The 23,722-nt window shown below is 65.3% G+C and carries 25 protein-coding genes and 1 tRNA gene; 15 read left to right on the plus strand and 11 right to left on the minus strand.

Going from position 1 to position 23,722, the window contains the following annotated elements:
• Positions 1-66: 66 nt before the first annotated feature.
• The 3 genes from STE01S_RS11635 to STE01S_RS11645 all read right to left on the minus strand — a co-directional run bounded on the left by STE01S_RS11635 (position 67) and on the right by STE01S_RS11645 (position 3,486).
• Positions 67-1,881: a DUF885 domain-containing protein gene (locus tag STE01S_RS11635; RefSeq protein WP_062767819.1), complete on the minus strand. Its 1,815-nt coding sequence runs from the start codon at positions 1,879-1,881 to the stop codon at positions 67-69.
• 92 nt (positions 1,882-1,973) lie between these two features.
• Entirely contained in the window at positions 1,974-3,215 is a 1,242-nt protein-coding gene (locus STE01S_RS11640) for an NAD(P)/FAD-dependent oxidoreductase (RefSeq protein WP_062767821.1), read from the minus strand.
• 194 nt (positions 3,216-3,409) lie between these two features.
• A tRNA-Pro gene (locus tag STE01S_RS11645) sits at positions 3,410-3,486 on the minus strand.
• A gap of 253 nt (positions 3,487-3,739) precedes the next feature.
• Between STE01S_RS11645 and yajC the strand changes: the two genes are divergently transcribed.
• Genes yajC through secF form a run of 3 tightly spaced genes read left to right on the plus strand, consistent with a single transcriptional unit; the run spans position 3,740 to position 6,735 of the window.
• Positions 3,740-4,069 (plus strand): preprotein translocase subunit YajC, encoded by a 330-nt coding sequence (yajC, locus tag STE01S_RS11655; protein WP_003050198.1) that lies wholly within the window; start codon positions 3,740-3,742, stop codon positions 4,067-4,069.
• 49 nt (positions 4,070-4,118) lie between these two features.
• Positions 4,119-5,732: a protein translocase subunit SecD gene (gene secD / locus STE01S_RS11660; RefSeq protein WP_062767825.1), complete on the plus strand. Its 1,614-nt coding sequence runs from the start codon at positions 4,119-4,121 to the stop codon at positions 5,730-5,732.
• A gap of 16 nt (positions 5,733-5,748) precedes the next feature.
• Positions 5,749-6,735: a protein translocase subunit SecF gene (gene secF, locus STE01S_RS11665; protein WP_003050202.1), complete on the plus strand. Its 987-nt coding sequence runs from the start codon at positions 5,749-5,751 to the stop codon at positions 6,733-6,735.
• 4 nt (positions 6,736-6,739) lie between these two features.
• Here secF and STE01S_RS11670 read toward each other — a convergent pair whose 3' ends face one another.
• Both STE01S_RS11670 and STE01S_RS11675 read right to left on the minus strand, forming a co-directional pair.
• Positions 6,740-7,906: a glycosyltransferase gene (locus STE01S_RS11670; RefSeq protein ID WP_062767827.1), complete on the minus strand. Its 1,167-nt coding sequence runs from the start codon at positions 7,904-7,906 to the stop codon at positions 6,740-6,742.
• Between the two features lie 18 nt (positions 7,907-7,924).
• Positions 7,925-8,485, minus strand: coding sequence for a helix-turn-helix domain-containing protein (locus STE01S_RS11675; protein ID WP_062767829.1), 561 nt, complete (start codon positions 8,483-8,485; stop codon positions 7,925-7,927).
• An 85-nt stretch (positions 8,486-8,570) separates the two neighbouring features.
• Here STE01S_RS11675 and STE01S_RS11680 point away from each other — a divergent pair, with 85 nt between their 5' ends.
• A complete protein-coding gene (locus STE01S_RS11680) occupies positions 8,571-9,053 on the plus strand; it encodes a DUF6456 domain-containing protein (RefSeq protein WP_062767831.1) in 483 nt (160 codons plus the stop codon).
• Between the two features lie 97 nt (positions 9,054-9,150).
• The gene (locus tag STE01S_RS11685; RefSeq protein WP_062767833.1) at positions 9,151-9,672 is read left to right on the plus strand and encodes an FKBP-type peptidyl-prolyl cis-trans isomerase; all 522 of its coding nucleotides are present in this window, start codon (positions 9,151-9,153) and stop codon (positions 9,670-9,672) included.
• A 34-nt stretch (positions 9,673-9,706) separates the two neighbouring features.
• On the opposite strand, the gene STE01S_RS11690 is transcribed toward STE01S_RS11685, so the two are convergent.
• The 5 genes from STE01S_RS11690 to pyrE form a co-directional block, all read right to left on the minus strand.
• The gene (locus STE01S_RS11690) at positions 9,707-10,786 is read right to left on the minus strand and encodes an AI-2E family transporter (RefSeq protein ID WP_062767835.1); all 1,080 of its coding nucleotides are present in this window, start codon (positions 10,784-10,786) and stop codon (positions 9,707-9,709) included.
• 25 nt (positions 10,787-10,811) lie between these two features.
• Positions 10,812-11,669, minus strand: coding sequence for a signal peptidase I (gene lepB / locus STE01S_RS11695; RefSeq protein ID WP_003050212.1), 858 nt, complete (start codon positions 11,667-11,669; stop codon positions 10,812-10,814).
• A gap of 2 nt (positions 11,670-11,671) precedes the next feature.
• A complete protein-coding gene (gene acpS, locus STE01S_RS11700; protein WP_003050214.1) occupies positions 11,672-12,073 on the minus strand; it encodes a holo-ACP synthase in 402 nt (133 codons plus the stop codon).
• A gap of 159 nt (positions 12,074-12,232) precedes the next feature.
• On the minus strand, positions 12,233-12,976 hold the full coding sequence (locus STE01S_RS11705) for a pyridoxine 5'-phosphate synthase (protein WP_062767837.1): 744 nt from the start codon (positions 12,974-12,976) through the stop codon (positions 12,233-12,235).
• Positions 12,973-13,554 carry an orotate phosphoribosyltransferase gene (gene pyrE / locus STE01S_RS11710; RefSeq protein WP_062767839.1) on the minus strand — a complete coding sequence of 194 codons (582 nt, stop codon included), beginning with the start codon at positions 13,552-13,554 and terminating at the stop codon, positions 12,973-12,975. The genes STE01S_RS11705 and pyrE overlap by 4 nt, the downstream gene beginning before the upstream one ends.
• A gap of 233 nt (positions 13,555-13,787) precedes the next feature.
• On the opposite strand from pyrE, the gene coxB reads away from it, so the two are divergent.
• The 10 genes from coxB (at position 13,788) to STE01S_RS11755 (ending at position 22,567) form a co-directional block, all read left to right on the plus strand.
• A complete protein-coding gene (coxB, locus tag STE01S_RS11715; protein WP_062767841.1) occupies positions 13,788-14,879 on the plus strand; it encodes a cytochrome c oxidase subunit II in 1,092 nt (363 codons plus the stop codon).
• A gap of 16 nt (positions 14,880-14,895) precedes the next feature.
• A complete protein-coding gene (ctaD, locus tag STE01S_RS11720) occupies positions 14,896-16,563 on the plus strand; it encodes a cytochrome c oxidase subunit I (protein ID WP_003050220.1) in 1,668 nt (555 codons plus the stop codon).
• 64 nt (positions 16,564-16,627) lie between these two features.
• Entirely contained in the window at positions 16,628-17,539 is a 912-nt protein-coding gene (locus tag STE01S_RS11725; protein WP_062767843.1) for a heme o synthase, read from the plus strand.
• Positions 17,536-17,685, plus strand: coding sequence for a hypothetical protein (locus tag STE01S_RS20415; protein WP_162928272.1), 150 nt, complete (start codon positions 17,536-17,538; stop codon positions 17,683-17,685). The genes STE01S_RS11725 and STE01S_RS20415 overlap by 4 nt, the downstream gene beginning before the upstream one ends.
• Complete coding sequence (locus STE01S_RS11730; RefSeq protein WP_003050226.1) at positions 17,682-18,248, plus strand: cytochrome c oxidase assembly protein; 567 nt, start codon at positions 17,682-17,684, stop codon at positions 18,246-18,248. Before STE01S_RS20415 ends, STE01S_RS11730 begins: the two co-directional genes overlap by 4 nt.
• A gap of 80 nt (positions 18,249-18,328) precedes the next feature.
• Positions 18,329-19,204 (plus strand): cytochrome c oxidase subunit 3, encoded by an 876-nt coding sequence (locus STE01S_RS11735; protein ID WP_003050228.1) that lies wholly within the window; start codon positions 18,329-18,331, stop codon positions 19,202-19,204.
• A 1-nt stretch (position 19,205) separates the two neighbouring features.
• Entirely contained in the window at positions 19,206-19,607 is a 402-nt protein-coding gene (locus STE01S_RS11740; RefSeq protein WP_003050231.1) for a DUF983 domain-containing protein, read from the plus strand.
• Positions 19,591-20,259 (plus strand): SURF1 family protein, encoded by a 669-nt coding sequence (locus STE01S_RS11745; RefSeq protein WP_062767845.1) that lies wholly within the window; start codon positions 19,591-19,593, stop codon positions 20,257-20,259. Before STE01S_RS11740 ends, STE01S_RS11745 begins: the two co-directional genes overlap by 17 nt.
• A 27-nt stretch (positions 20,260-20,286) precedes the next feature.
• Positions 20,287-21,684, plus strand: coding sequence for a threonine synthase (gene thrC / locus STE01S_RS11750; RefSeq protein WP_062767847.1), 1,398 nt, complete (start codon positions 20,287-20,289; stop codon positions 21,682-21,684).
• A 4-nt stretch (positions 21,685-21,688) separates the two neighbouring features.
• Positions 21,689-22,567 (plus strand): class I SAM-dependent methyltransferase, encoded by an 879-nt coding sequence (locus STE01S_RS11755; protein WP_062768000.1) that lies wholly within the window; start codon positions 21,689-21,691, stop codon positions 22,565-22,567.
• 31 nt (positions 22,568-22,598) lie between these two features.
• On the opposite strand, the gene STE01S_RS11760 is transcribed toward STE01S_RS11755, so the two are convergent.
• A complete protein-coding gene (locus STE01S_RS11760) occupies positions 22,599-23,603 on the minus strand; it encodes a GGDEF domain-containing protein (protein ID WP_003050239.1) in 1,005 nt (334 codons plus the stop codon).
• Positions 23,604-23,722 lie beyond the last annotated feature (119 nt).

A 23,722-nucleotide genomic window follows, 5' to 3' on the forward strand; every position in this document is an offset into this window, starting at 1 on the left:
CGTTCGCGGGCGCCGGCGCTGTTCCCCGCGCGCCGCGGTGAGGCGAGGCGCGTGGGAGAGGTGCGACTATTGCTTGTGCGCGGCGATGTAGCGCTCGACCTGTTCTTCCAGGATGTCGAGCGGCAGCGCGCCTTCGCTCAGAACGGCCTCGTGAAAGTCGCGAATGTCGAAACGCGGGCCGAGTTCGGTTTCGGCGCGTTTGCGGAGTTCGGCGATCTTGAGCTGGCCGACCATGTAGCTCGTCGCCTGGCCCGGCCAGTTGAAATAGCGATCGACTTCGCGCGCAATGTCGGTGTCCGATACCGAGCTGTTGGCCTTGAAATAGGCGATGGCCTGTTCGCGCGTCCAGCGCTTCGAATGGATGCCGGTGTCCAGAACCAGCCGGATCGCGCGCCACACCTGAAGCGACAACATGCCGAAGCGGTCATAAGGCGTCTTGTAAACGCCCATCTCGTCTGCAAGCCGCTCCGAATAGAGGCCCCAGCCTTCCATATAGGCGCCATAGCCGCCGAATTTCCGGAATTTCGGTATGCCGGTCAGTTCCTGCTGGCGCGCGATCTGGAAATGATGGCCGGGCGCCCCTTCATGTGCGGCAATCCCGGCGACTTGCACCTTCTGCGTCTGGTTCATGTCGACAAGATTGACATAATAGATGCCCGGCCGCGTCCCGTCCGCCGACGGCGGGTTGTAGAAGGCCGTCGACGCCGTGCCCTCACGCCATTTTTCGACCGCCCGCACTTCGAGCGGCGCCTTGGGCAGGACCCGGAAATAGCGCGGGGCAGCCTCCATTACCGAGGCGATGACGGCGCGCGCATCGGCCAGATAGGTTTCGCGGCCCGCATCGGTATTCGGATATTTGAACTTGGGGTCGGTGCGGATGCTGTCGAAAAATTCGGCGAGCGTTCCTTTGAAGCCGACCTCGCGCATCACGGCTTCCATCTCTTTGTGAATAGCCGCGACTTGTGCGAGGCCAAGCGCGTGAATCTCGTCCGCGGTAAGATTTGTCGTCGTCGAACTCTTGAGGCGGTCCGCATAATAGGCCGCGCCGTCAGGAAGGTGCCAGGCACCGAAATTGCCTGTCGATTTGGGTTCGATCTCGTCGATCGCGGCGATCAATGTCTCATAGCCATGTTTGAAGGGGCCGGTGAGGGCCGCGCTGGCATCCGCGAGCAGCTTTTCCTTCGTCGCCTCCGGCGCATCGAGCGCGCTGACCTTTTTGCGGAAGTCGGCCATGAGCGTCGAATCGCCGCCGCCGTCGAACGGGGCACCGGCAAGGATTTTGAGCGCATCAGCGCGGGCGGGAGCGAAATTGACCTTGTTGGGGATGATCCCCGCCGCCGCCTGGTCGCGCATTCGCGCCGCGACTTCGCGCATGACGCGGTCGGTATCGCGCAGACGTGCAATATAGGCTTCGGCGTCTGCCACGCTGTCGATTTTGTGATTGTTGATCAGCAGAACGGGGATGTCGCCGGCGGGGCTACCATTGGTCGACACGGGAAAACGCAGTTTGCGGAAGCGAAACGATTCGCGGCCGCGCTCGACTTCATATTCGAACAGTCGATAGCTCACCCGCGCGCTTTCACCGAGCTGGTCGGGCTTGAAGCGGGCGTGCATGGCCTTGAGCTGCGTTTCAGCGAGCGCCTGCTCCCGCAACGCCGCCGCATCGCTATAGTCATCGAGCCGGTCGTAGCTCGTTTTCAGCCCAAGCTGCGTTTGCGATTCCGGGCTGAGCGCCAAGCGCGCGTCGAAAGCCTGATCGAGAAATTGCAGTAGCGCGGCATCCTGCGCTTGGGTCTGTGACGCGGTTTGGGCAAATGCCGGGGCGTTGGCGGCGAGCGGGACGACGGGCAGCAGCATCAGGGCAACGGCGAGGCGCATCATATTCTCCTGTTGAATGAGGGGCCTTGTTGCCCAAGGTTAGAGAAGGCGCAATTATATTTCCGTTGGTGGTAAAGCGGTGCGGGTGCGGGCGTTCAAAAAGACCGGTGGAAGCTGAACAGGTCGGCGTCGGGATCGCGATCGCCGCAAAGGGCGCTGCGCAGTATCTGCGCCGCCATCATCGAGAAAGTGATCCCGTTGCCGCCATAACCCATCGCCGCATAGCAATTGGGCATGCGCGGTATGCGTCCCACCGTCGGAATACCGAGCGGGCTGTTACCGAAGCTTCCGGCCCAGGCATAAGCGGGCGTGGGGTCTATCGCGGGAAGCAGCGCCCCGAGCTTGCGGGCGAGCGTTTTCGCCTTGTCCGCAATCTTCGCGTCGCGCGCCGGCGCATCCGAAATATCCTCGTCTTCCCCGCCGCAGATGACGCAGCCGTCAGGGGTCGTGCGAATGTAGAGATAGGGGTCGGACGCCTCCCATATCATGGCCGCGTCGCGCCAGATCCGCTGCGGTTGCGGACGCGTTGCGATCGACCAGGTCGACATAATGTAATTTCCCTTTTTCGGGATGCCTTTCAGCATCTCGTAGCCGGTTGCGAAAATGGCGTGCGCCGCGCTTATCGTAGCCCCGCCGTCGATCTGCAGTTGGACGCCGCTGTCGTCGCTCTCCACGCCGATCACCTCGGCAGGCGCGTAGAGGCGCATCCCGTGCTGTTGTGCGACTTGCAGATAGGCCGCCGCCAGGCGCCGCGGATCGGCCGAATAATTGCCGTAGCCGACGATCGCGTGGCGCCTGCCGATCCCGTAGCGTCGCTCGACCTCAGCGGGGCCGATATATTCGACCTCGAAACCCGCTTTGCGCCGGACATTCGCTTCGACGGCGAGCGCGGCCGGGTCGAGAATATTGCCGTCAAGATACAGCGTCGAGCGCGTGGCAGCGCTGACAACGAGGCCGAGGCGTTCGGTTCGTTCGCGCAAGGCGTCGACCGCCAGCCGCGAGCGGCGCCAGATCCGCGTTGCGCGTTCCGTGCCGATCCGCCCGGCCATTTGCGAGAGGGGGAGGTCGATCTCATATTGCAGCATCGCGGTCGACGCGGCGGTCGATCCTGCGGCGGGGCCGCGACGATCCACGACCACCACGTCGAGCCCGGCGTCGCTGAGCGTCTCTGCAATCAGCGCGCCCGATATGCCCGCGCCGACGATCACCACGTCGCAGCGCAGCGATCGCGCAAGCTCTTTGATTGCGAGCGGGAGGCGATGGTGGCGGAGCCAGATCGGGCGCCCCGTTCGCAGATCGCGATGCTGGGTGACCGAAGGCTCGGACACGCGGGTCATCGCGCCGCCGTCCCGAGTGGCGGGCCCTTCATGGGGAAGGCGACTGCCGAACGGCGGTTGACCAAGAGTCCGACCAAGGGAAGCGAGGGGTGCATAACCGTCGCATACTCGCGGCGTCGCGCGCTGGTTCCCGCGGGCGGGGCAATAGCGCGCAGCTGCGCTGAGCGCTTTGCGATATGGTTTTGCGGTAAAATTGGTCGGGACGAGAGGATTCGAACCTCCGACCCCCACACCCCCAGTGTGATGCGCTACCAGGCTGCGCTACGTCCCGACCGGCCCTTTCGGGCAGGCGAGGCCCCTAGCGCGGCTTTGCTGGCGATGCAAGCGGCGATGGCCATTTGGCGGTGTTTCTTTCGGCGGGCTTGATCGCGCCGTCGTCGACCCCATCTGGCGGGGGCTTGCCGTGGGGGAGGGGCGCAGCGACGGTTGCGCGGGACGCCCCTGCGTGATAGGCGCCGCGCTTATTTTTGCGTGGTCCTTCCATGGGGAAAGGCCGCGCCACGGTAACGGAAAGTCTTTCATTCATGTCGACCCAATTGCTTCTGACCCAGGCGGCCGGATCGGGGGGCGGGGCAGCCGGCTTCATCATGCTGGTGCCCTATCTGCTGATCTTCGTCGTATTCTGGTTCTTCCTCATCCGCCCGCAACAGGTGCGCATGAAGGAGCATCGCGCCAAGATCGCATCGGTGAAGCCGCGCGATCAGGTGGTCACCGGCGGCGGGATCGTCGGCAAGGTGACGCGCGTCGACGATGACTTCGCCGATGTCGAAATCGCCCAGGGCGTGAAGATCAAGATCGTGAAGTCGACGATCTCCGACGTCCTCCAGCCGGGCGCCAAGCCCGCCAACGACTGACGCGCCGGCGTCGGGGAACCGGCGCCGCCCAGACCATCGGAACCCCGTCATGCTCGATTTCCCGCGCTGGAAAGTCATTGGCATCAGCGTCATCCTGGCGCTTGGTGTCATCTTTTCCATTCCCAGCTTCCTTCCCCAAAAGCAGTTCGAAAGCCTGCCGTCCTTCGCGCAGATGAAGGTCAATCTGGGCCTCGACCTTGCCGGGGGCAGCCACTTGCTGCTCGAGGCCGATCTTGGCGACCTCCAGAAGACGCAGCTTGCCAATATGGAAAAGACCGTGCGCACCGCGATGCGCGGCGAGCGTGGGCCCGACGACGACATTGCGATCGGCGAATTGTCGACCGCGGGCGGCAAGATCAGCTTTCTGGTCCGCGATCAGGCGCAGCTCGACGAAGCGCGCGAGCGGCTATTCCGCGAGACGCAGGGTGCGGGGCTGACCGGCCAGCGCGACTGGACGATCGATGTCGTCGATACGACGCGCATCGTGATGACGCCGACCAAGGCGGGGCAGGCGCAGGCGATCAGCCGTGCGATGGATACCGCCCGCGACATCATCGACAAGCGCGTCAACGCGCTCGGCACACGCGAGCCGACGATCATCCGTCAGGGCGACGACCGCATCGTCGTGCAGGTGCCGGGGCTTCAAGACCCGCAGCAATTGAAGGATTTGATCGGCAAGACCGCGCGGCTCGAATTCCGCATGGTCGATACCAATGCCGATCCCAACGAAGTCGCCGCGGGCCGCGTCCCGGTCGGCAGCGAGGTCGTTCCCTATTCGCCTGACGCCGGCAATGGTGTGCCGTTCGAAGTGTTGCGCCGCCAGGTCATGATCAGCGGCGACCAGCTTATCGACGCCAAACAGAGCTATGATCCGCAGAGCGGCCTGCCGGTCGTCACCATCCGCTTCGATTCGGGCGGGTCGGCGACCTTTGCCAAGGTGACGGCGCAGAATGTCGGCAAGCGCTTTGCCATGGTGCTCGACGGCCGGGTGCTGTCGGCGCCGTCGATCAACGAGCCGATCCTGGGCGGTAGCGCGCAGATTTCGGGCAATTTCACTGTCGCAAGCGCAAATGCGCTGGCGATTTCGCTGCGATCGGGCGCGCTGCCCGTCAAGATGGCGGTCGTCGAAGAGCGGACGGTGACGCCCGAGCTCGGCGCCGATTCGATCCGCAAGGGCGCGATCGCCGGGATCATCGCGACGGTCGCGGTGCTGGCGTTCATGATCGTCGTCTATGGCCGCTTCGGCATCTACGCGAACGTCGCGCTCTTCTTTAACATCTTCCTGATCGTCGCGATCATGGCGGCGTTCAATGCCACGCTGACGCTGCCGGGTATCGCGGGTTTCGTGCTTACGATCGGCGCCGCGGTCGACGCCAACGTGCTGATCAACGAACGTATCCGCGAAGAGTTGAAACGCGGGCGACGCGTCTTTCAGGCGGTCGAGCTGGGCTACAAGGAAGCCAGCCGCGCGATTTTCGACGCCAATATCACCAACGTCATTGCCGCCGCGCTGATGTTCTGGTTCGGCACCGGGCCGATCAAGGGCTTCGCGGTCGTGCTGACCATCGGCATCGTGACCAGCGTCTTCACCGCGGTTACCGTGACCCGCATGTTCGCCGCGCACTGGCTGCACAAGACGCGTCCGGCGTCGCTGAATATTTGATAGAGGGACCGAACCCATGCGTCTGCTGAAACTCGTCCCCGAAGACACCAACATCCATTTCCTCAAGTGGCGCAACATCGCCATGGGGATCAGCTTTCTGATGATCGTCGCGTCGATCGTGCTGGTCGCGGTGCGCGGGCTGAACCTTGGCGTCGATTTCGTCGGCGGCCAGTCGGTGCGCGTCGAATTTTCGGGCACCATGCCCAAGATCGACGAGATCCGCGAAAAGGTCGACAATATCGGCCTCGGCGAAGCGACGATCCAGCAATTCGGGTCCGACCAGGCGGTGTCGATCCGTACCGCGCTGCCCGAAGGCGACAAGGCGGCCGCCGACCGGGCGGGCAAGCAGCTTGTCGACGGCATCCACAAGGCGTTTCCGACCGCCAAGACCGGGTCGGTCGAAACCGTGTCGGGCAAGGTATCGGGCGAGTTGCTGCGCACCGGTGCACTCAGCCTCGCGCTCGCGATGATCGCGATTTCGATCTACATCTGGATCCGCTTCGAATGGCAGTTCGGGGTCGGGGCGCTGTTCGCGCTGTTCCACGACGTCATGCTGACCTTCGGTTTCTTCGCGCTGACGCAGATGCAGTTCGACCTTAACATCGTGGCCGCGCTGCTGACGATCATCGGCTATTCGCTGAACGATACGATCGTGGTCTATGACCGCATCCGCGAAAATCTGAAGAAATATCGCAAGATGGAGATCATCCCGCTGCTCGACCTCAGCATCAACGAGACGCTGGCGCGCACGGTGATGACCAGCTTCACGATGCTGATCGCGCTCGCGGTGCTGCTGTGGGTCGGGCCGGACGTGATCTTCGGCTTTACCGCTGCAATGCTGCTCGGCATTTTCGTCGGCACCTATTCGTCGATCTATATGTCGGCGCCGATCCTGGTGTGGCTGAAGGTCGGTCCCGACAGTTTCGTGCCGCGGACCAGCGCCGCGACGCAGGGCGCCGAGCGCGTGACCAGCAAAGAGGACGACGACGGCGCGGTCGTCTGATCGCTCAGCAGCCCGCGCAGCGACGGAGATGCTCCGCCAGCTCGCGGCCGTTGCGGTCCCAGTCGAAGCGGCCGGCAAGGCTCGCCGCGACCGCATCCGGCGCAGCGGGCGCCGCCAATAGCGCGCGCACCGCATCGGCTATGGCCGCTGGCGTGCGTTCGACGATCCGTCCTGCCGCCGGCGACGTCACCAGTTCGGCCGCGCCGCCGGCATCGCTGATGACGATCGGGGTGCCGCAGGCAAGCGCCTCGACCCACGCATTCGCGAGCCCCTCGCTGACCGACGGCATGGCCACGGCATCGACCGCGCGATAGAGCTGCGGCAAGTCGGCGTTGGCGACGGGCCCCATCAGGTGAACCCGGTCGGAGACGCCGATCCGCTGCGCCAGGGCGCGATATCGCGCTTCCTCTTCGCCCGCACCCGCCAGCCAATAGTGGACCCCCGGCAAGGTAGGCAGCGCTTCGATGACGAGCGCCTGGCCCTTGCGGGGGATCAGCGCGCCGACGGTCGCGATCGCGGGCGCGTCCCCCATGCCGAGCGCCGCGCGGGCCGCGGTGCGGTCGCCGGGATGAAAGCGCATGGTGTCGATGCCCGTATAGTGGACCATCGTCTTGCCCGCATCGATGCCGATCGCCGCCATGTCGCCGCGCATCGCCTCCGACACGGCGAGCAATCCGGCGGCGCGCTCGGCGGCGGCGAGCAGTTGCGGGCGAGTCGCCGGATCGTGGCCGAAATGGCTGATGTCGGCGCCGCGCGCCTTGATCGAAAAGGGACGGCCGAAGGCGTCCGCGATACGCATTGCGGCGGGACCGTCGGGATAGAAGAATTGGGCATCGACGACATCGAAGCCGCCTTGCCGCGCAATCGGCAACACGGCGCGCGCGATCGCCGCCGGATTGCGCGCTGCGCCGAATTTCGGAATCAGCGTGAAGCGCGGCCGATGGACGGTGAGGCCCCGCCACGCCTCGCGGTGCGGTAGCTGGCGCAGCGCCCGGTATCGCGGGTGGAGCGAAAGCGGGAAGGGCGGAAGGCCGACGGGAGCGACGACGGTCAGCATGACGCCCGGCTGCGCGGCGAGCGCAAGCAGGCTCTTTTCGACGAAAAGGCCGAAATTGGGGCGCGCCGCATCGGGAAAGAGCGTGGCGATCGACAGGATGCGAAGGGGCTTCATTTCCGCCTCATCGCGCCATCAAAGCGTCCGGATGAGGCGGACCGCGACCGCGGCCCATGGCGGGTTGCTCACCACCTGCTGGCGCTGACCGGCTCCAAGCGGCAGCAGGTGCAGCTTTTCGCCATCGATGTTGAGCAGCCGCGCAAAGATGAAACGACCGGCGGGGCGCGGCACAAGCAGGTCGCGATTGAGTGCGCTGGTCCAGTCGCCCTCGACCTTGCGGCACCATATCTCGTCGCCCGCGCGATAGTCGCCGATCGACGAGGTGACGCGCATGGCGATCATGTCCTCGGTCGGACGCGCGGTCAGCGCCTGTTCGACGCGCGTCGGCGCATGGGCGCCATCGGCGCCGAGCAGCGCGGTAATCGCAAGCTGGGTATCCTGCGGCAGTTGGACGAGATCGGCAGCATCGACGCCGAGCGCCTTGGCGATGCGGTTCATCCAGCCGAGCGACAGATTGCGCGTTCCCGTTTCGAGGCGTCCGATCGTCTGGGCGGTCGTCGGCGGGTCGCAGCGCTGCGCAACCTCTTCGAGCGTCAGTCCCTTGGCGCGGCGCACGGCGCGGATGCTGTTGATCATGACGAACCTCCGATAACCAAATCGGTTTCTTCTTTCCTACAAAATAATCCAATGTCAAGCCGACACTCCCAGCAAGGAGAATCGCATGACGACGCGCCATTTCGTAACCCGCCTGCATCCCGACGATCGGGTTGATCCCGGCAGGGCGGGCCCGCAGGTGATGCGGCATGTCACCGTCAATGTCGCGGAAAGTCCGCTGGCATGGCTCGCGGCGCGCGGGATGGTCTCGGACGCGCAGTATCGCGCCGGCGAGCGGCTGCGGACCGATTATGAGCGGGCAGGGCTGGCGGGACGGGTGACGATGCGCTGGGACGCGGCGCCGCCGTCGAAAAGCCGCGGAGGCGCCCGCGCCGCCGACGCTTCGCTGGCGCGCATCGACGCGCATCGACGCTTCCACGCTGCGGTGGAGCATGTCGGGCCGGGATTGGCCGACATCTGCTGGCGCGTGATTTGTGCGGGTGAGGGGATCGGCGGCGCCGAAAAGGCGCTGGGATGGCCGTCGCGATCGGGCAAGCTGGTTTTGACGCTGGCGCTCGATCGGCTGGCGCGCTTCTATGGAACCGGCTGAACGGGGCGGCGCAACTTCTCGCTGGACCCTCGCGCACCGCACCGCCTATAGGCTTCGCCGATGTTTTCGCCCGAACGGGCAGGGGAAGGACAAGAGCATGAGCGTAACGACGGTTCCATTGCGCCCGGTGAGCAAGGGCGGGCTGTGGCTGCTGTGGATCGGCCTGATCGCGCTGCTGGGCATCGGCGTCGCGTTCGCCCTGACGCACACGCCGCGGATCGGCTTCGAGGTCGTCAAGGAAGGCAGCGGGCCGAGCCCGACCAAAGCCGACATCGTCCTCATCAAATATGAAGGCAAGCTCGACGACGGCACCGTGTTCGATTCGAACGAACAGGCGCCGCTCCAGGTATCGCAGGTCGTCCCCGGCTTTGCCGATGCGCTGACCCGCATGAAGAAGGGCGGCAAGTACAAGGTCGTGATTCCGCCGGCGCTGGGGTATGGCGACCGCGCCGCCGGGCCCATCCCCGCGAACAGCACCTTGCACTTCGACATCGAACTGATCGACTTCCGCAGCGAAGCCGAAGTGCGCGCGATGCAGCAGATGATGCAGCAGCAACAGATGATGCAGGGCGCCCCCGGCGGCGCACCCGGAGCGCCGGGCGCTGCGCCGCAGCCCTGATCGGGATTTTCCGTTTTGAAGAAGCGGCGGTGAGCTAGGCGCTCGCCGCCGCTTTTTTCTTGGGGGCGGCGCCCGCGTTCCGCTCGGCCTCGCGCTCCAGTGCGACCTTGATCATCGCGACGATCGGGTCGGCGAGGAACAGCCCCATGATACCGAGCAAGGTGCCGAGCAGGATTTGCGCGCCGAGGACGAGCGCCGGGGCAAGGTCGACCGTCTGCTTCGCGACCATTGGGACGATGAGATAGCCGTCGACGGTCTGCACGAAAAAATAGATGCCGATCGCCCACAGGCCCGTATCGGTGCCCGCCGAAAAGCCCACGAGAACGAGCAGCACGCCCGACACGATCGCACCGATGTTGGGGATGAAGGCAAGCAGGCCGGTGAGCAGCCCCATGAGCGCCGCCATCGGTATTCCCACCGCCATACAAGCAAGCCAGGTGCCGACACCCTCGACCGCCATGCCGAGCAGCCGCCCCGCCATCAGGCGGCGCAGCGTGAAGGCCATGCGCGCGGTCGTCACGTAGAAGTCGTCGCGGTTCTTCATCGGCAACAGCCAGGCGATGCCGCGTTCATAGAGTCGCGGTTCGATCGCAATGAAGATGCCGAGCACGACGACCATGACGAGGCTGGTGAGCGCGCCGAGCACCGACCCGACCGCCGCGGTGACGCGCCCGACGGTGCCCGCGAGATTCTCGGTAATCGTCTTGGTGTCGATGTCGATCGTGCCCATGCCATGCTCGCTCGCCCAGTTGGCGGCGCGCTCGACCTGGCTCATGATCACCTTTTGCAGTGTCGCCGCTTGATCAGCGATCTGTGAACCTGCGAACATCACGGTCCAGGCAAGAAAGGCGACGAGCGACAGGCAGATGATCAGCAGGCGCCAGCCGCGTCCGATCGGCAGCACGCGGCCAAGGAGGCGGGTGCCGCCATCGAGCATCGCCGCCATCACGATACCGGCAAAGATCAGCAGAATGGGCTGGATCAGGATGACGCAGACGCCGACGAGCAGCGCGACGCCGAGCCACACGCTGGCCTTGAGCAGTTCGGTGCGAACGAGCTGGCTGCGGATCTCGGTCGGGCCGGGGGCTTCGATCCGCGTTTCCTTGTCGGCCATCGCTTCGCTTCCCCGCTCTTGCGCCTCAGTTCTTGCTGGCCTGACGCTCCGGTCGGAGATTGGTTCCGGCGCGGCCGGGGCGCAGCGCCTCGAACCAGCTCAGCGGATTATACCATTCGGCGGTACCATCGGTCGAAAAGCTGATGATCTCCGCCCGGCCGGCAATCGCGTCGAACGGCACCGGGCCGCCAAGCCCCTTGCGATCGACCGGCACGCGGCTGTCGGCGCTGCCGTCGCGATTGTCGCCCATCAGGAACAGGTGGTCGGCGGGCACGGTGATCGGCCCGTAATCGTCGGTCAGATAGCCCGGCCCCATGTCGATCGTGTCGAAGGTCGCTCCGCCGGGCAGCGTCTCGCGCACGATCGGCAGTTCGAGAACTGCCTTGCCGACCGCGTCGCGGGTGACGAAGCGGCCGAGGCTGCTGTCCGAACCCGGCATATTGGCATCGACGGGCACCGACAGCATCGGCTGCACCTCGCGCTTGATCGGCTTGCCGTTGATGATCAGCGCGCCGCCACGCAGTTCGATCGTGTCGCCGGGCAGCCCGATGACGCGCTTGATATAGTCGACGCGCGTCACGGGATGTTCGAGCACGACGATGTCGCCGCGTTCGGGCAGCTTGCCGAACCAGCGCCCCGGCTTCTTGGGTGCGAGGTGAAAGCTGACCGAGGCGTAGGACCAGCCATAGGGATATTTGCTGACGATCAGCCGGTCGCCGTTGCGCAGGATCGGCATCATCGAATCGGACGGGATGTAAAAGGGCTTGGCGACGCAGCTATGGATGCCGAGCACCAGGATCAGGATCACCACGATGTCGCGCAGCAGTTTGAGCATGCTGCCTTCGTCCGCGGCCTTGGTCTTTGCCGCCTTGTTCTTTGCCATGGTCAATCCTTGATGGCTTCGATGATGACGAACGCCTGCGCCCAGGGATGGTCATCGGTGAGCGTGAGGTGGATGCGCGCGCTATGGCCGTCGGGCAGCATCGCGGCGAGCCGCTCGGCGGCGCCGCCGGTGAGGGCCAGCGTCGGCGCGCCCGAAGGGGCATTGACGACGCCGATGTCCTTCATGAACACGCCGCGTTTGAAACCAGTGCCGACCGCTTTGGAAAAAGCCTCTTTCGCGGCGAAGCGTTTGGCGTAGGTGCCGGCGCGGGTGAAAGGCCGCCGCGCCGCCTTGGCCCGCTCGACCTCGGTGAAGACGCGCAGTTCGAAACGCTCGCCGAAACGGTCGAGCGAAGCCTGGATACGTTCGATGCTGCAGAGATCGGAGCCCAGGCCGATGATCATGACGATCCTCCCCGGCACGGGGAGGGGGACCGCCGAAGGCGGTGGAGGGGCAGGCGCGTCATCGCGCTGCCTCTCGGCGGCAAGCAAACTGCAGGTGCCCCTCCACCATGCTTCGCATGGTCCCCCTCCCCGTGCCGGGGAGGCTCTGTCGCGCTCCGCTCATCCGCGCGCCTCGTCCATCAGGTCGCGCATGCGGCGCACCGCGGTTTCGAGCCCGGTGAAGATCGCCTCGCCGATCAGATAATGGCCGATGTTGAGCTCGGCGAGTTGCGGGATGGCAGCGACAGGGATGACATTGTCATAGGTCAGGCCATGGCCGGCGTGCGGCTCGATCCCGTTCTTCCACGCGAGCGCGGCGGCGTCGGCGAGGCGGAGGAGTTCGGCGGCGCGTTCCTCGCCCTCGACATGCGCATAGCGGCCGGTGTGGAATTCGACGACGGGAGCCTTCAGCCGCATCGCCGCCTCGATCTGGCGCGCGTCGGGTTCGATGAACAGGCTGACGCGGATGCCCGCGTCGGACAGGCGCGCCACGATCGGGGCAAGATGGTTGTGCTGGCCGGCGGCGTCGAGCCCGCCCTCGGTCGTGCGCTCCTCGCGCTTTTCGGGGACGATGCAGGCGGCGTGCGGCGCGTGGCGCAGCGCGATCGCCAGCATCTCGTCGGTCGCCGCCATTTCGAGGTTGAGCGGCAGGTCGGTCGCGGCCTGGATGCGGGCGAGGTCGTCATCGCGGATGTGGCGGCGGTCTTCGCGCAGATGCGCGGTGATGCCGTCGCCGCCGACCGCCGCGACGATCTCGGCCGCGCGGACCGGATCGGGATGGTCGCCGCCGCGCGCGTTGCGGATCGTCGCGACATGGTCGATGTTGACGCCCAGGCGCAGCCGCCGAGGGGAGGGCGCGCTCAATTCGCGCGGCTCCCCGGCTTCATCGCTGGCGTCGCGGCGAGTTCGGGCGGCAATTCGCCTTCGGCATAGGTCGGAAAATTGATCGCGACGAGCGGGTAGAAGGGAACGCCAAGGTCGACGCTGCCTGCCGAACGATCGACGAGGGCGGCCTCGGCGATCACGTCGCCGCCCGCGGCACGGACCGCCTCCATCGCTTCGCGCGACGACAGGCCGGTGGTTACGACATCCTCGACCATCAGGATTTTGGCGCCGGCCGGGATTGCGAAGCCGCGGCGCAGTTCGAAGGTGCCTGTCGGCCGTTCGACGAAGATCGCGGGCTTGCCGAGCGCGCGGCCCATTTCATGGCCGATGATGACGCCGCCCATCGCAGGCGAAACGACCATGTCGATCGCCGCGCGCAGGTCGCGCGGCAGCTTGGCGGCGAGGGCGATCGCCAGCCGTCCGGCGCGTTCGGTGTCCATCAAAACGCGCGCGCATTGCAGATAATATTCGCTGTGGCGCCCCGAAGAGAGCAGGAAATGCCCCTGCAACAGCGCGTCTGCGGCGCGGAATTCGGCCAGAATTTCGTCGTCAGTCATGGGAGGTTCGGTCTTTTGTCCATCAAGTCGCCCGCGTCGGATGAGCGGGTTTCGGGCACGAAGATTATCGTGCTGCAAAATAGTGTTAGAGATGCTTGAGGCAAGCGGCAAGCGGGTCTATAGCCCCGGCGAGTTTCAGCCTGTTCGCGGGCTGTCCGGGCCTGTGCCCGGCTGCCGAGACGGAGAGGTTGGGGGATCGAGAACAGCAACAGGCAACGGGCGGCACTATCCTTATGAAGAGCTTGAAAACCCTTGTAATTGCGGCGGCTTTGTCGCTCGGCACCGTGGGCGCGGTGCAGGCGCAGGCCCCGGCGGCAGCTCCCGCTGCGGCGCCGGCCGCGACGACGAACGCGACTCCGGCCGCGGCGACCAGCGATGCGGCGGCTCCCGCCGGCGACAAGGCTGCGGTGCCGGCCGGCGATGCGACCTATGTGCCGATGAAGCCGACCGCAGGCATCGGTCAGCCGGTCGAGGGCGGATGGAACTTCCAGGAACAGGAAAGCCCGATCGGCAAGCGCGCTTATTGGTTCAACCATTATATGCTGCTGCCCGTCATCACCTTCATCTCGCTGCTGGTGCTTGGCCTGCTGCTGTGGGTCGTCGTGCGCTACCGCGCTTCGGCCAATCCGGTGCCGTCGAAGACGACGCACAACACCTTCATCGAAATCATCTGGACCGCGATCCCGGTCCTGATCCTTGCGGTGATCGCGGTTCCGTCGATCCGCCTGCTCGCGGCACAATATGAGCCGCCGAAGAAGGATGCGCTGACGATCAAGGTCACCGGCTATCAATGGTATTGGGGCTATGCCTATCCCGACCAGGGTATCGGCGAATATGTCTCGAAGATGCTGCCCGAGGACAAGGCCATTGCCGCCGGCGAGCCCTATCACCTCGCGGTGGATAATCGCATGGTCGTCCCCGTCGGCAAGCAGGTGAAGCTGATCATCACCGGCGCCGACGTGATCCACAGCTTCGCGGTTCCCGCGCTGTGGACCAAGATGGACGCGGTTCCGGGCCGCGCCAACGAAACGACGTTCACCGTCGACAAGCCCGGCGTCTATTACGGCCAGTGTTCGGAACTGTGCGGCGTCGACCACGGCTTCATGCCGATCGCGGTCGAAGCGCTGCCGATGGACAAATGGAAGGCGTGGGTCCGCTCGAAGGGCGGCAATCCCGACGGCGCCCAGGCCGCCGCCGCGGCAGCGCCCGCCGCGGCCGCCCCGGCGCCGACCGGCCCGATCCCGGCGACGACCGTCCCCGCCGCCGACACGACCACAGCGGCTCCGGCTGCGGCGCCTGCCGCCGCGCCGGCCGCCAAGAATTAATCAGGGGGTCCGACAGATGACCGATATCGCAGCGACTGCACCGGCGCATGGCCACGACCATGCGCACGACCACGACCATGACACGCCCAGCTTCTTTGTCCGCTGGTTCATGTCGACGAACCACAAGGACATCGGCACGCTTTACCTGATCTTCGCGATCATCGCCGGCATCGTCGGCGGTGCGCTTTCGGGGATGATGCGTCTCGAACTCGCCGAACCCGGGATCCAGTATCTTCCGGGCTGGGCGCATATGCTCGGTGGCGCGGCGGACGCGACCGCGGGCAAGCATTTCTGGAACGTCATGATCACCGCGCACGGCCTGATCATGGTCTTCTTCATGGTCATGCCCGCGATGATCGGCGGCTTCGGCAACTGGTTTGTCCCGCTGATGATCGGTGCGCCGGACATGGCCTTTCCGCGCATGAACAACGTGTCCTTCTGGCTGACGGCGGTTGCGTTCGTCATGCTGTGCGGATCGATGTTCGTTCCGGGCGGCAGCGGCCTCGGCGCCGGCACCGGCTGGACCGTCTATGCCCCGCTGTCGACCAGCGGGTCGGTCGGCCCGGCGGTCGACATGGCGATCTTCTCGCTCCACCTTGCCGGTGCGGCGTCGATCCTCGGTGCGATCAACTTCATCACCACGATCTTCAACATGCGTGCGCCGGGCATGACCCTGCACAAGATGCCGCTGTTCGTCTGGTCGGTGCTCGTCACCGCCTTCCTGCTGCTGCTCGCGCTGCCGGTCCTTGCCGCCGCGATCACCATGCTGCTGACCGACCGTAACTTCGGCACCACCTTCTATGACGCCACGGGCGGCGGCGATCCGCTGCTCTATCAGCACCTCTTCTGGTTCTTCGGCCACCCCGAAGTGTACATCATGATCCTGCCGGGCTTCGGCATCGTCAGCCAGATCATCTCGACCTTCAGCCGCAAGCCGGTGTTCGGCTATCTCGGCATGGCCTACGCCATGGTCGCGATCGGTGTCGTCGGCTTCATCGTGTGGGCGCACCACATGTTCACCGTCGGCATGAGCGTGAACCTGAAGATGTACTTCACCGCCGCGACGATGGTCATCGCGGTCCCGACCGGCATCAAGATCTTTTCGTGGATCGCGACAATGTGGGGCGGTTCGATCAGCTTCAAGACCCCGATGGTCTGGGCGATCGGTTTCATCTTCATGTTCACCGTGGGCGGCGTGACCGGCGTCGTGCTCGCCAATGGCGGCGTCGACACCAACCTGCACGACACCTATTATGTCGTCGCGCACTTCCACTATGTGCTTTCGCTCGGCGCGGTCTTCTCGCTGTTCGCGGGCTTCTATTACTGGTTCCCGAAGATGTCGGGCCGGATGTACAACGAGTTCCTCGGACAGTTGCACTTCTGGATCTTCTTCATCGGCGTGAACGTCCTGTTCTTCCCCCAGCACTTCCTGGGCCAGCAGGGCATGCCGCGCCGCTATCCCGACTATGCGGAAGCCTTCGCCTATTGGCACTATATCTCGTCGTTCGGCTATGTGATCATGGCCGTCGGCATGATCTTCTTCTTCGTGAACATCGCCTGGTCGCTGTTCGCGGGCAAGAAGGCCGCCGACAACCCGTGGGGCGAAGGTGCGACGACGCTCGAATGGACGCTGTCGAGCCCGCCGCCGTTCCACCAGTTCAACGAACTGCCGCGTATCGCCTGATTGCGCTGCGCCCCCTGCTAAGAGCCTTGGCAGGGGGCGCCCCGCTTTCCGGCCTGGAGTTAGCATGGCGCAGAGCCTGACCCACGGCGAGATGTCGCTTCCCGCAGATTGGCGCGACCTGTTCGCGCTGACCAAGCCGCGCGTGATGTCGCTTGTCGTCTTTACCGCGCTGTGCGGTTTGCTCGCGGCACCGGGCAGCGTTCATCCGGTGCTTGCCTTTTCGTCGATCCTCGCGATCGCGCTCGGGGCAGGCGCATCGGGGGCGCTCAACCAATGGTATGAAACGACGATCGACGCGAAAATGAAGCGGACGGCGAACCGCCCGCTGCCTGCCGGTCGTCTCGACCGCCAGACGGCGTTGCAGTTCGGGGTCGGACTCGCTGCCTTTTCGGTCTTCCTCATGCTGTTCGCAGCCAATTGGCAGGCGGCGGTGCTGCTGACCGTTTCGATCCTGTTCTACGTCTTCATCTACACTATGTGGCTCAAGCCGCGGACGCCGCAGAATATTGTGATTGGCGGCGCGGCGGGGGCATTCCCGCCGCTGATCGGCTGGGTCGCAGCGACGGGCAGCGTCGCACCGCTGCCGATCGCGCTGTTCCTGCTGATCTTTCTCTGGACGCCGCCGCATTTCTGGGCGCTCGCGTTGTTCGTGCGCTCGGACTATGCCGCAGCGGGAATTCCGATGATGCCGGTGGTCGCAGGCGAGCGCGCGACGCGCCGCCAGATTCTGCTCTATGCCGTCGTGATGGCGGCGGCGGCGATCGCGCCGTGGCCGCTCGGCTATACGGGCGCGCTCTATGGCTGGACTGCGACGATCCTGTCGGCGCTGTTCGTGCTGCTGTCGGCTCAGGTCGGCTTGCGCAGTGCGGGCGCGGACGACCGGATGCAGCCCGAGAAGCGCCTCTTCGCCTTTTCCATCGCCTATCTCTTCATCCTCTTCGGCGCCGTAGTTGCCGATCACTGGTTGCCGCTATGACCGACGAAAATCCGCAACAGCCTTTCGACGAAGCCGAATATCGCCGCCGCCAGCGCGTGCGCGCCAACCTGATGGGCTGGATCCTCGGCGGGCTCGCTTTCCTCTTTTTCTTCATTACGATGGCGCGCATGGTGGTGCCGACATGACGGACGAAGCGACACGCCGGAAAAATGGCCGCACTGCGGCGCTCGCGGCCTTGCTCGCGGCGGCGATGGTCGGGCTGGGTTTCGCGGCGGTGCCGCTCTACAATCTTTTCTGCCGCGTCACCGGCTTTGGCGGTACGACGCAGCGTTACGATCCGGTCGCCGCGGCCGAGACACCGAAGGTGTTGAGCGATACCGTCTCGGTGCGCTTCGATGCCAATGTGTCGCCCAAGCTGCCGTGGAAATTCTATCCCGAACATCCCACCGATACGGTCAGCATCGGCGCGCGCGACATGGCGATCTTCATCGCGCAGAATAATTCGCCGCACCCGATCACCGGCACCGCGACCTTCAACGTAACGCCCGACCAGGCGGGGAAATATTTTACCAAGATCCAGTGCTTCTGCTTCACCCAGCAGACGCTGAAGCCGGGCGAACAGATCCGCATGCCAGTGCTGTTCTTCGTCGATCCCAAGATCAAGGACGATCCCGACGCGCGCGACATTCAGGAAATCACCCTCAGCTACACCTTCTACCCAGTGGACGAGGGCAAAAAGGCGAGCTAAGGCCGCAACCAATAGAGTCTTACCAAGGACCGGCAGATGATGGGGATCATCGCGCTGGGGCAAAAAACGGGAACTGTGACATGGCCGGTGCCAAACATCATGATTATCACCTCGTAAATCCCAGCGTCTGGCCGCTTTTCGGCTCGGTCGCCGCGCTGGTGATGTTCTTCGGCCTCGTCATGGCGATGCACGCCGACCATTTCGGCGGTGCGGGCAAATGGGTGCTCGGCCTCGGTTTCATGGGTGTGATCGCCACCTTCTTCAGCTGGTGGGGCGAGGTCATCAAGGAAGCGCACGCCGGCGATCATACGCCGGTCGTTCAGCTGCACCTGCGCTATGGCATGATCCTGTTCATCGCATCGGAAGTCATGTTCTTCGTCGGCTGGTTCTGGGCCTGGTTCGATTTCTCGCTGTTTCCGGCGCCGGTCGAGATCGTCGACGGTGCGGTGACCTCGCTGTTCGGGCAGGAAGGTGCGGTGGCCGCGTCGATCTGGCCGCCGAAGGGCATCCATGTCATCGACGCCTTCTCGCTGCCGCTGCTCAACACGCTGATCCTGCTCTGCTCGGGCACGACGATCACCTGGGCGCACCATGCGCTGATCCACGGCGATCGCGAAGGGCTCAAGAAGGGTCTGTGGCTGACCATCATCCTCGGCCTGACCTTCAGCTGCATTCAGGCCTATGAATATGCCGAAGCGCCGTTCCCCTTCGGCACGATCAACTATACCTCGGCCTTCTTCATGGCGACCGGCTTCCACGGTTTCCACGTTCTGGTCGGCACGATCTTCCTGATCGTGAACCTCGTCCGCGTCTACAAGGGCCATTTCACGCCGACGCAGCACTTCGGTTTCGAAGCCGCCGCCTGGTACTGGCACTTCGTCGACGTGGTGTGGCTGTTCCTCTTCATCATCGTCTATGTCTGGGGTGGCTGGGGCGCACCGGTTGCCGCGCACTAAATTGCCGGACAGCGAACAGCATCAAAAGGGGCAGCCGCCGGTCTGGCGCGCTGCCCTTTTCGGTCTCTGCCCCGAATGCGGCGCGCCGACGCTGTTCGACGGGCCGACCAAATTCGCGCCGCGCTGCCGCGCCTGCGGGCTGGACTACTCGACCTACAATGTCGGCGACGGGCCGGCGGCGTTTCTGACCATGATTATCGGTGCGCTGATCGTTGCCGCGGCGATTGCCGTCGATTTCGCATTCGAGCCGCCGTTGTGGGTGCATGTGCTATTGTGGGTGCCGATCACGGCCGCCGCGGTCGTCTACGGCCTGCGGGTTGGCAAGGCCGCGCTGCTCGCGAGCGAACATCAGCGCAAGGCGGCGGAAGGGCGCCTGGTGGATCGGCATGACGACGACGCCTGACGCTCCTTCGCCCGGCGAAGCCGTCGCGCCGCCGCGCGGCTGGCCGGTGATTCCGACGATCCTGGTTCTCGCCGCCGTGGCGACGATGATTGCGCTTGGCATCTGGCAGTTGCAGCGCAAGGGAGAGAAGGAAGCGCTGATCGCGCTTTACGAACGCAACGGGGCGATGTCGGCGACGGTGACCTATCCGAAGCTGCCGCCGGTTCCCGACGCGATGCTCTATCGCAAAAGCAGCGTTATCTGTCTCGAGCCGGTGCGCTGGGATCCGCGCAGCGGCACCGATCGCAAGGGCGGAGGCGGTATTCGCATGATTGCGGATTGCCGCACCGGCGCCGAGGGACCGGGCGTGCTGGTCGACATCGGTATCGCCGACGATTTCACGCCGCCCAAATGGACGGGCGGCACGGTTCAGGGCACGATCGTACCGGGGCCCGAGCAGCCGAGCCTGATCGAGCGGCTGACCGGCCGTGCCGTGCCGGCGCGCGCGATGCTGGTCGCCGACCAGCCCGCCGCGGGACTACGGCCCAGCGCGGTGCCATCGGCGGCGGACATGCCCAACAACCACTTCGCTTACGCCGTGCAATGGTTCCTGTTCGCAGCGATCGCGCTGATTATCTATATCATCGCGGTGCGCCGCCGCTTGCAGCGGTGACGGTGCGCCGCTAGGCGCTTTTCCGTCATGGACTATATCAGCACCCGCGGCTCCGCGCCGACCCTCGACTTCCGTGCCGCCACGCTCGCCGGCCTTGCGAGCGACGGGGGGCTCTACGTCCCGGCCGCCTGGCCGCAGATGTCGGCGCAGGATATTCGCGCGCTCGCGGGGCTCGACTATGCCGAAACCGCGGTGCGCGTGATGATGCCCTTCGTCGCCGGCGTGCTCGACGAGGCCGAACTGCGCGAATTGTGCCGGGCCGCCTACGGCCGCTTCAGTCATGATGCGGTGACGCCGCTCGTCCAGCTTGACCATCGCCACTGGCTGCTCGAGCTGTTTCACGGTCCGACCCTGGCGTTCAAGGATGTCGCGCTGCAACTGCTCGGCCAGCTGTTCGAAAAATTCCTGAGCGGCGGCGAGACCGATCTGACCATCGTCGGCGCGACGTCGGGCGATACGGGATCGGCGGCGATCGAGGCGGTCGCGGGGCGCGAGCATATCCGTATCTTCATGCTCCACCCCGAAGGGCGGGTCAGCGACGTACAACGCCGCCAGATGACCACCGTTCTCGCGCCCAATGTCCACAACATCGCGATCGACGGCAGCTTTGACGACGCGCAGGCCATGGTGAAGCGCCTGTTCGGCGATGCCGAGGCGCGCAGCGCGCTGACGCTGTCGGCGGTCAACAGCATCAACTGGGCGCGGCTGATGGCGCAGGTGGTCTATTATTTCTATGCCGCGGTCCGCCTCGGCGCCCCCGACCGCGCGATCGCGTTCAGCGTGCCGACGGGTAATTTCGGTGACGTGTTCGCAGGCTATGTCGCGGCACGCATGGGGCTGCCGGTGGCGCGGCTGGTCGTTGCCACCAACGTCAACGACATCTTGCACCGTGCGCTGTCGCGTGGCGATTACAGCGCGGGCAGTGTGACCGCGACCGCGACGCCGTCGATGGACATTCAGGTGAGCAGCAATTTCGAGCGGCTGCTGTTCGACCTCGCGGGTCGCGACGGGGCTGCGATCGATGCGATGATGGCCGAATTTGACCGCAGCCGAGCGATGTCGATTCCCGAGGATATGCTTGCTGGCGCCCGCGACCTGTTTTCGAGCGCGCGCATCGATGCCGATGGCATGACGCTGGCGCTGCGATGGGCGCAGGAACATGGCGGGCAGATCATCGATCCGCATAGCGCCGTCGGGCTGGCCGCGGCGCGCGCGCTCGATATCGATGCCGACGTGCCGGTGGTGACGCTCGCGACTGCGCATCCCGCCAAGTTCCGCGATGCGGTCGAACGCGCGACAGGCGTTCGTCCGGCGCTGCCCGCCCGCCTCGGCAATCTGTTCGACCGCGAGGAGCGCTATGAAAAGCTGCCCGGCGACTATGACGCGGTAAAGGCCCACATCCTGCGCGAGGCGGCCCGTGGCTGATCTGCTGCCGCTCGCGACGCTCGTCGGCGAGGGGTGGGGCGATTACGGGTTGGTCGACAGCGGCGGCGGGCGCAAGCTTGAACGCTATGGCCCCTATCGTTTCATCCGTCCCGAACCGCAGGCGATGTGGCAGCCGGCGTTGGCCGAAAGCGAATGGGATGCCGCCGACGGCGAATTCATCCCCGCATCCGACGAAGATGGCGGCGGCCGCTGGTATTTTCATCGCCCCGTGCCAGCCGAAGGGTGGCCGCTCGCATGGCGCGAAGCGCGCTTCACCGCGTCCTGCACCCCGTTCCGCCATCTCGGCTTCTTTCCCGACATGGCACCGGTGTGGGACTGGCTGCGCGGCTGCGTCGCCGACAAGGCCGATCCCGCGTTCCTGAATCTGTTCGGCTATACCGGCGTCGGCAGCCAGGCGCTCGCCGCGGCCGGCGCGGCGGTCACGCATGTCGACGCGTCGAAGAAATCGGTGGCGCAGGCGCGCGACAATGCCGCACTCGCGGGCATGAGCGACCGGCCGATCCGCTGGATCGTCGACGATGCCGGCAAGTTCACCGCGCGCGAGGTGCGGCGCGAGCGGCGCTACGATGCGATCCTGCTCGATCCGCCGAAGTTCGGACGCGGCCCGGGCGGTGAACGCTGGCAGATCGAGGAGGGGCTGGCGCCCTTGCTCGCCGATTGCCGCCAGCTCCTCGATGCCGACAGCCGCGCTCTGTTCCTCACCGTTTATGCGGTGCGCATGTCGGCGCTGGCGATTGGCGAACTGCTGGCGCAGATTTTCGCCGATTTGCCGGGCAAGGTCGAATGCGGCGAGCTTGCGGTGCGCGAAGAGGCGCGGGGGCTACTGCTGCCCACGGCCATTTTCGCGCGCTGGAGTCGCTGACTCTCGATTGGTGATCGATGGGCAGGGGGCGTCAGATCCCCGCCAGCTCGATCCGGTTGCGGCCGCTTTCCTTGGCGCGGTAGAGCGCGTCGTCGGCGGCTTTCAGCGCGTCGCGCGCATTATTGTAACCGAAAACGTCGGCGACCCCGCCCGAGAAGGTGATCTGGCCGAAGGGCTCGTCGGTCTTGCGGTTGATAAGGCGGCGGCCCGCGAGCTGTTCGCGCGCTTCGTCGAGACGCGCTGCGGCTTCGCTGGGCGGCAGGCCGCGGAACAGCATGACGAATTCCTCGCCGCCATGCCGCGCGACATGGCAATGGTCGTTCGAGATATGCGCCAGCGTATCGGCGATCAGCTTGATGACGCGGTCGCCCGCCTCATGGCCGTGGGTGTCGTTGACCAGCTTGAAATTGTCGATGTCGCAAAAGGCAACACTCAGCGGCTCGCAGCTCGCGCGGGCTTCTTCATAATGGCGCTCGAGCAGCACCTCGAAGGCGCGGCGGTTGGGCAGGCCGGTCAGATAGTCGACCTCGGCGTCGCGCTTGGCGCGGGCGAGGCTGCGGCGCAGCGATTTCGCTTCATCCTCGCTGCGGCGCATTTCTTCTTCGGCATGGCGCGTGCGGTCGAGCATCGCCTTGGCGAGATCGGCGAGATGGGTGACGAGTTCGCCGGTGACCTGCACCTGCTGAAGGTCGGTCACATGCTTTTCGAGTTTGACGCCATAATCGCTCGTCGCGTTGCGCGCGGCCTTGGTGTTGGTCTGGAAGGTGTCGAGGTTGGTTTCGAGGCGGGTGACGAGGCGATCGAGTTCGGCGCGGTCGGGCTGGATCGGTTCCTGCTGCGCCAGTTCGTCCAGCCACTGCTGGGTGATTCCGTCGGCGGTCTGCGATCGCGTCGCGATCTGCCGCGCAAGCCTTGGATTGATCCCCGAAAAGGCACTGTGCGCGATCAGGAGATTGGCCGCCGATACATCGAGATCATGGTCGAGCAGGAAGGAAGCGATAGCGCCGACGAGCTGCTGACGGGCTTCCGTCACCATGTCACGCGGGGTACGCCCCCCGGGCGATGCGGCGTCTCCTGCCTGGGCGCCGGTTTTTCCGTGGCGGAGCCCCAGCCAACCAAGGAGCCGCCCTACCGGCTCGTTCGATGATGTAGCAT

This window comes from Sphingopyxis terrae subsp. terrae NBRC 15098 (genome assembly GCF_001598815.1).
In the GTDB taxonomy this organism is placed as follows: domain Bacteria; phylum Pseudomonadota; class Alphaproteobacteria; order Sphingomonadales; family Sphingomonadaceae; genus Sphingopyxis; species Sphingopyxis terrae.

Coding starts and splice junctions, on each gene's coding strand:
- STE01S_RS20415 (WP_162928272.1), top strand. CDS start 17,536: ATGACCGACGAAAATCCGCAACAGCCTTTCGACGAAGCCGAATATCGC.
- pyrE (WP_062767839.1), bottom strand. CDS start 13,554: ATGACTGACGACGAAATTCTGGCCGAATTCCGCGCCGCAGACGCGCTG.
- STE01S_RS11685 (WP_062767833.1), top strand. CDS start 9,151: ATGAGCGTAACGACGGTTCCATTGCGCCCGGTGAGCAAGGGCGGGCTG.
- STE01S_RS11730 (WP_003050226.1), top strand. CDS start 17,682: ATGACGGACGAAGCGACACGCCGGAAAAATGGCCGCACTGCGGCGCTC.
- ctaD (WP_003050220.1), top strand. CDS start 14,896: ATGACCGATATCGCAGCGACTGCACCGGCGCATGGCCACGACCATGCG.
- thrC (WP_062767847.1), top strand. CDS start 20,287: ATGGACTATATCAGCACCCGCGGCTCCGCGCCGACCCTCGACTTCCGT.
- STE01S_RS11635 (WP_062767819.1), bottom strand. CDS start 1,881: ATGATGCGCCTCGCCGTTGCCCTGATGCTGCTGCCCGTCGTCCCGCTC.
- STE01S_RS11640 (WP_062767821.1), bottom strand. CDS start 3,215: ATGACCCGCGTGTCCGAGCCTTCGGTCACCCAGCATCGCGATCTGCGA.
- STE01S_RS11680 (WP_062767831.1), top strand. CDS start 8,571: ATGACGACGCGCCATTTCGTAACCCGCCTGCATCCCGACGATCGGGTT.
- STE01S_RS11725 (WP_062767843.1), top strand. CDS start 16,628: ATGGCGCAGAGCCTGACCCACGGCGAGATGTCGCTTCCCGCAGATTGG.
- STE01S_RS11690 (WP_062767835.1), bottom strand. CDS start 10,786: ATGGCCGACAAGGAAACGCGGATCGAAGCCCCCGGCCCGACCGAGATC.
- acpS (WP_003050214.1), bottom strand. CDS start 12,073: ATGATCATCGGCCTGGGCTCCGATCTCTGCAGCATCGAACGTATCCAG.
- coxB (WP_062767841.1), top strand. CDS start 13,788: ATGAAGAGCTTGAAAACCCTTGTAATTGCGGCGGCTTTGTCGCTCGGC.
- STE01S_RS11675 (WP_062767829.1), bottom strand. CDS start 8,485: ATGATCAACAGCATCCGCGCCGTGCGCCGCGCCAAGGGACTGACGCTC.
- lepB (WP_003050212.1), bottom strand. CDS start 11,669: ATGGCAAAGAACAAGGCGGCAAAGACCAAGGCCGCGGACGAAGGCAGC.
- STE01S_RS11745 (WP_062767845.1), top strand. CDS start 19,591: ATGACGACGACGCCTGACGCTCCTTCGCCCGGCGAAGCCGTCGCGCCG.
- STE01S_RS11735 (WP_003050228.1), top strand. CDS start 18,329: ATGGCCGGTGCCAAACATCATGATTATCACCTCGTAAATCCCAGCGTC.
- secF (WP_003050202.1), top strand. CDS start 5,749: ATGCGTCTGCTGAAACTCGTCCCCGAAGACACCAACATCCATTTCCTC.
- secD (WP_062767825.1), top strand. CDS start 4,119: ATGCTCGATTTCCCGCGCTGGAAAGTCATTGGCATCAGCGTCATCCTG.
- STE01S_RS11760 (WP_003050239.1), bottom strand. CDS start 23,603: ATGGTGACGGAAGCCCGTCAGCAGCTCGTCGGCGCTATCGCTTCCTTC.
- STE01S_RS11670 (WP_062767827.1), bottom strand. CDS start 7,906: ATGAAGCCCCTTCGCATCCTGTCGATCGCCACGCTCTTTCCCGATGCG.
- yajC (WP_003050198.1), top strand. CDS start 3,740: ATGTCGACCCAATTGCTTCTGACCCAGGCGGCCGGATCGGGGGGCGGG.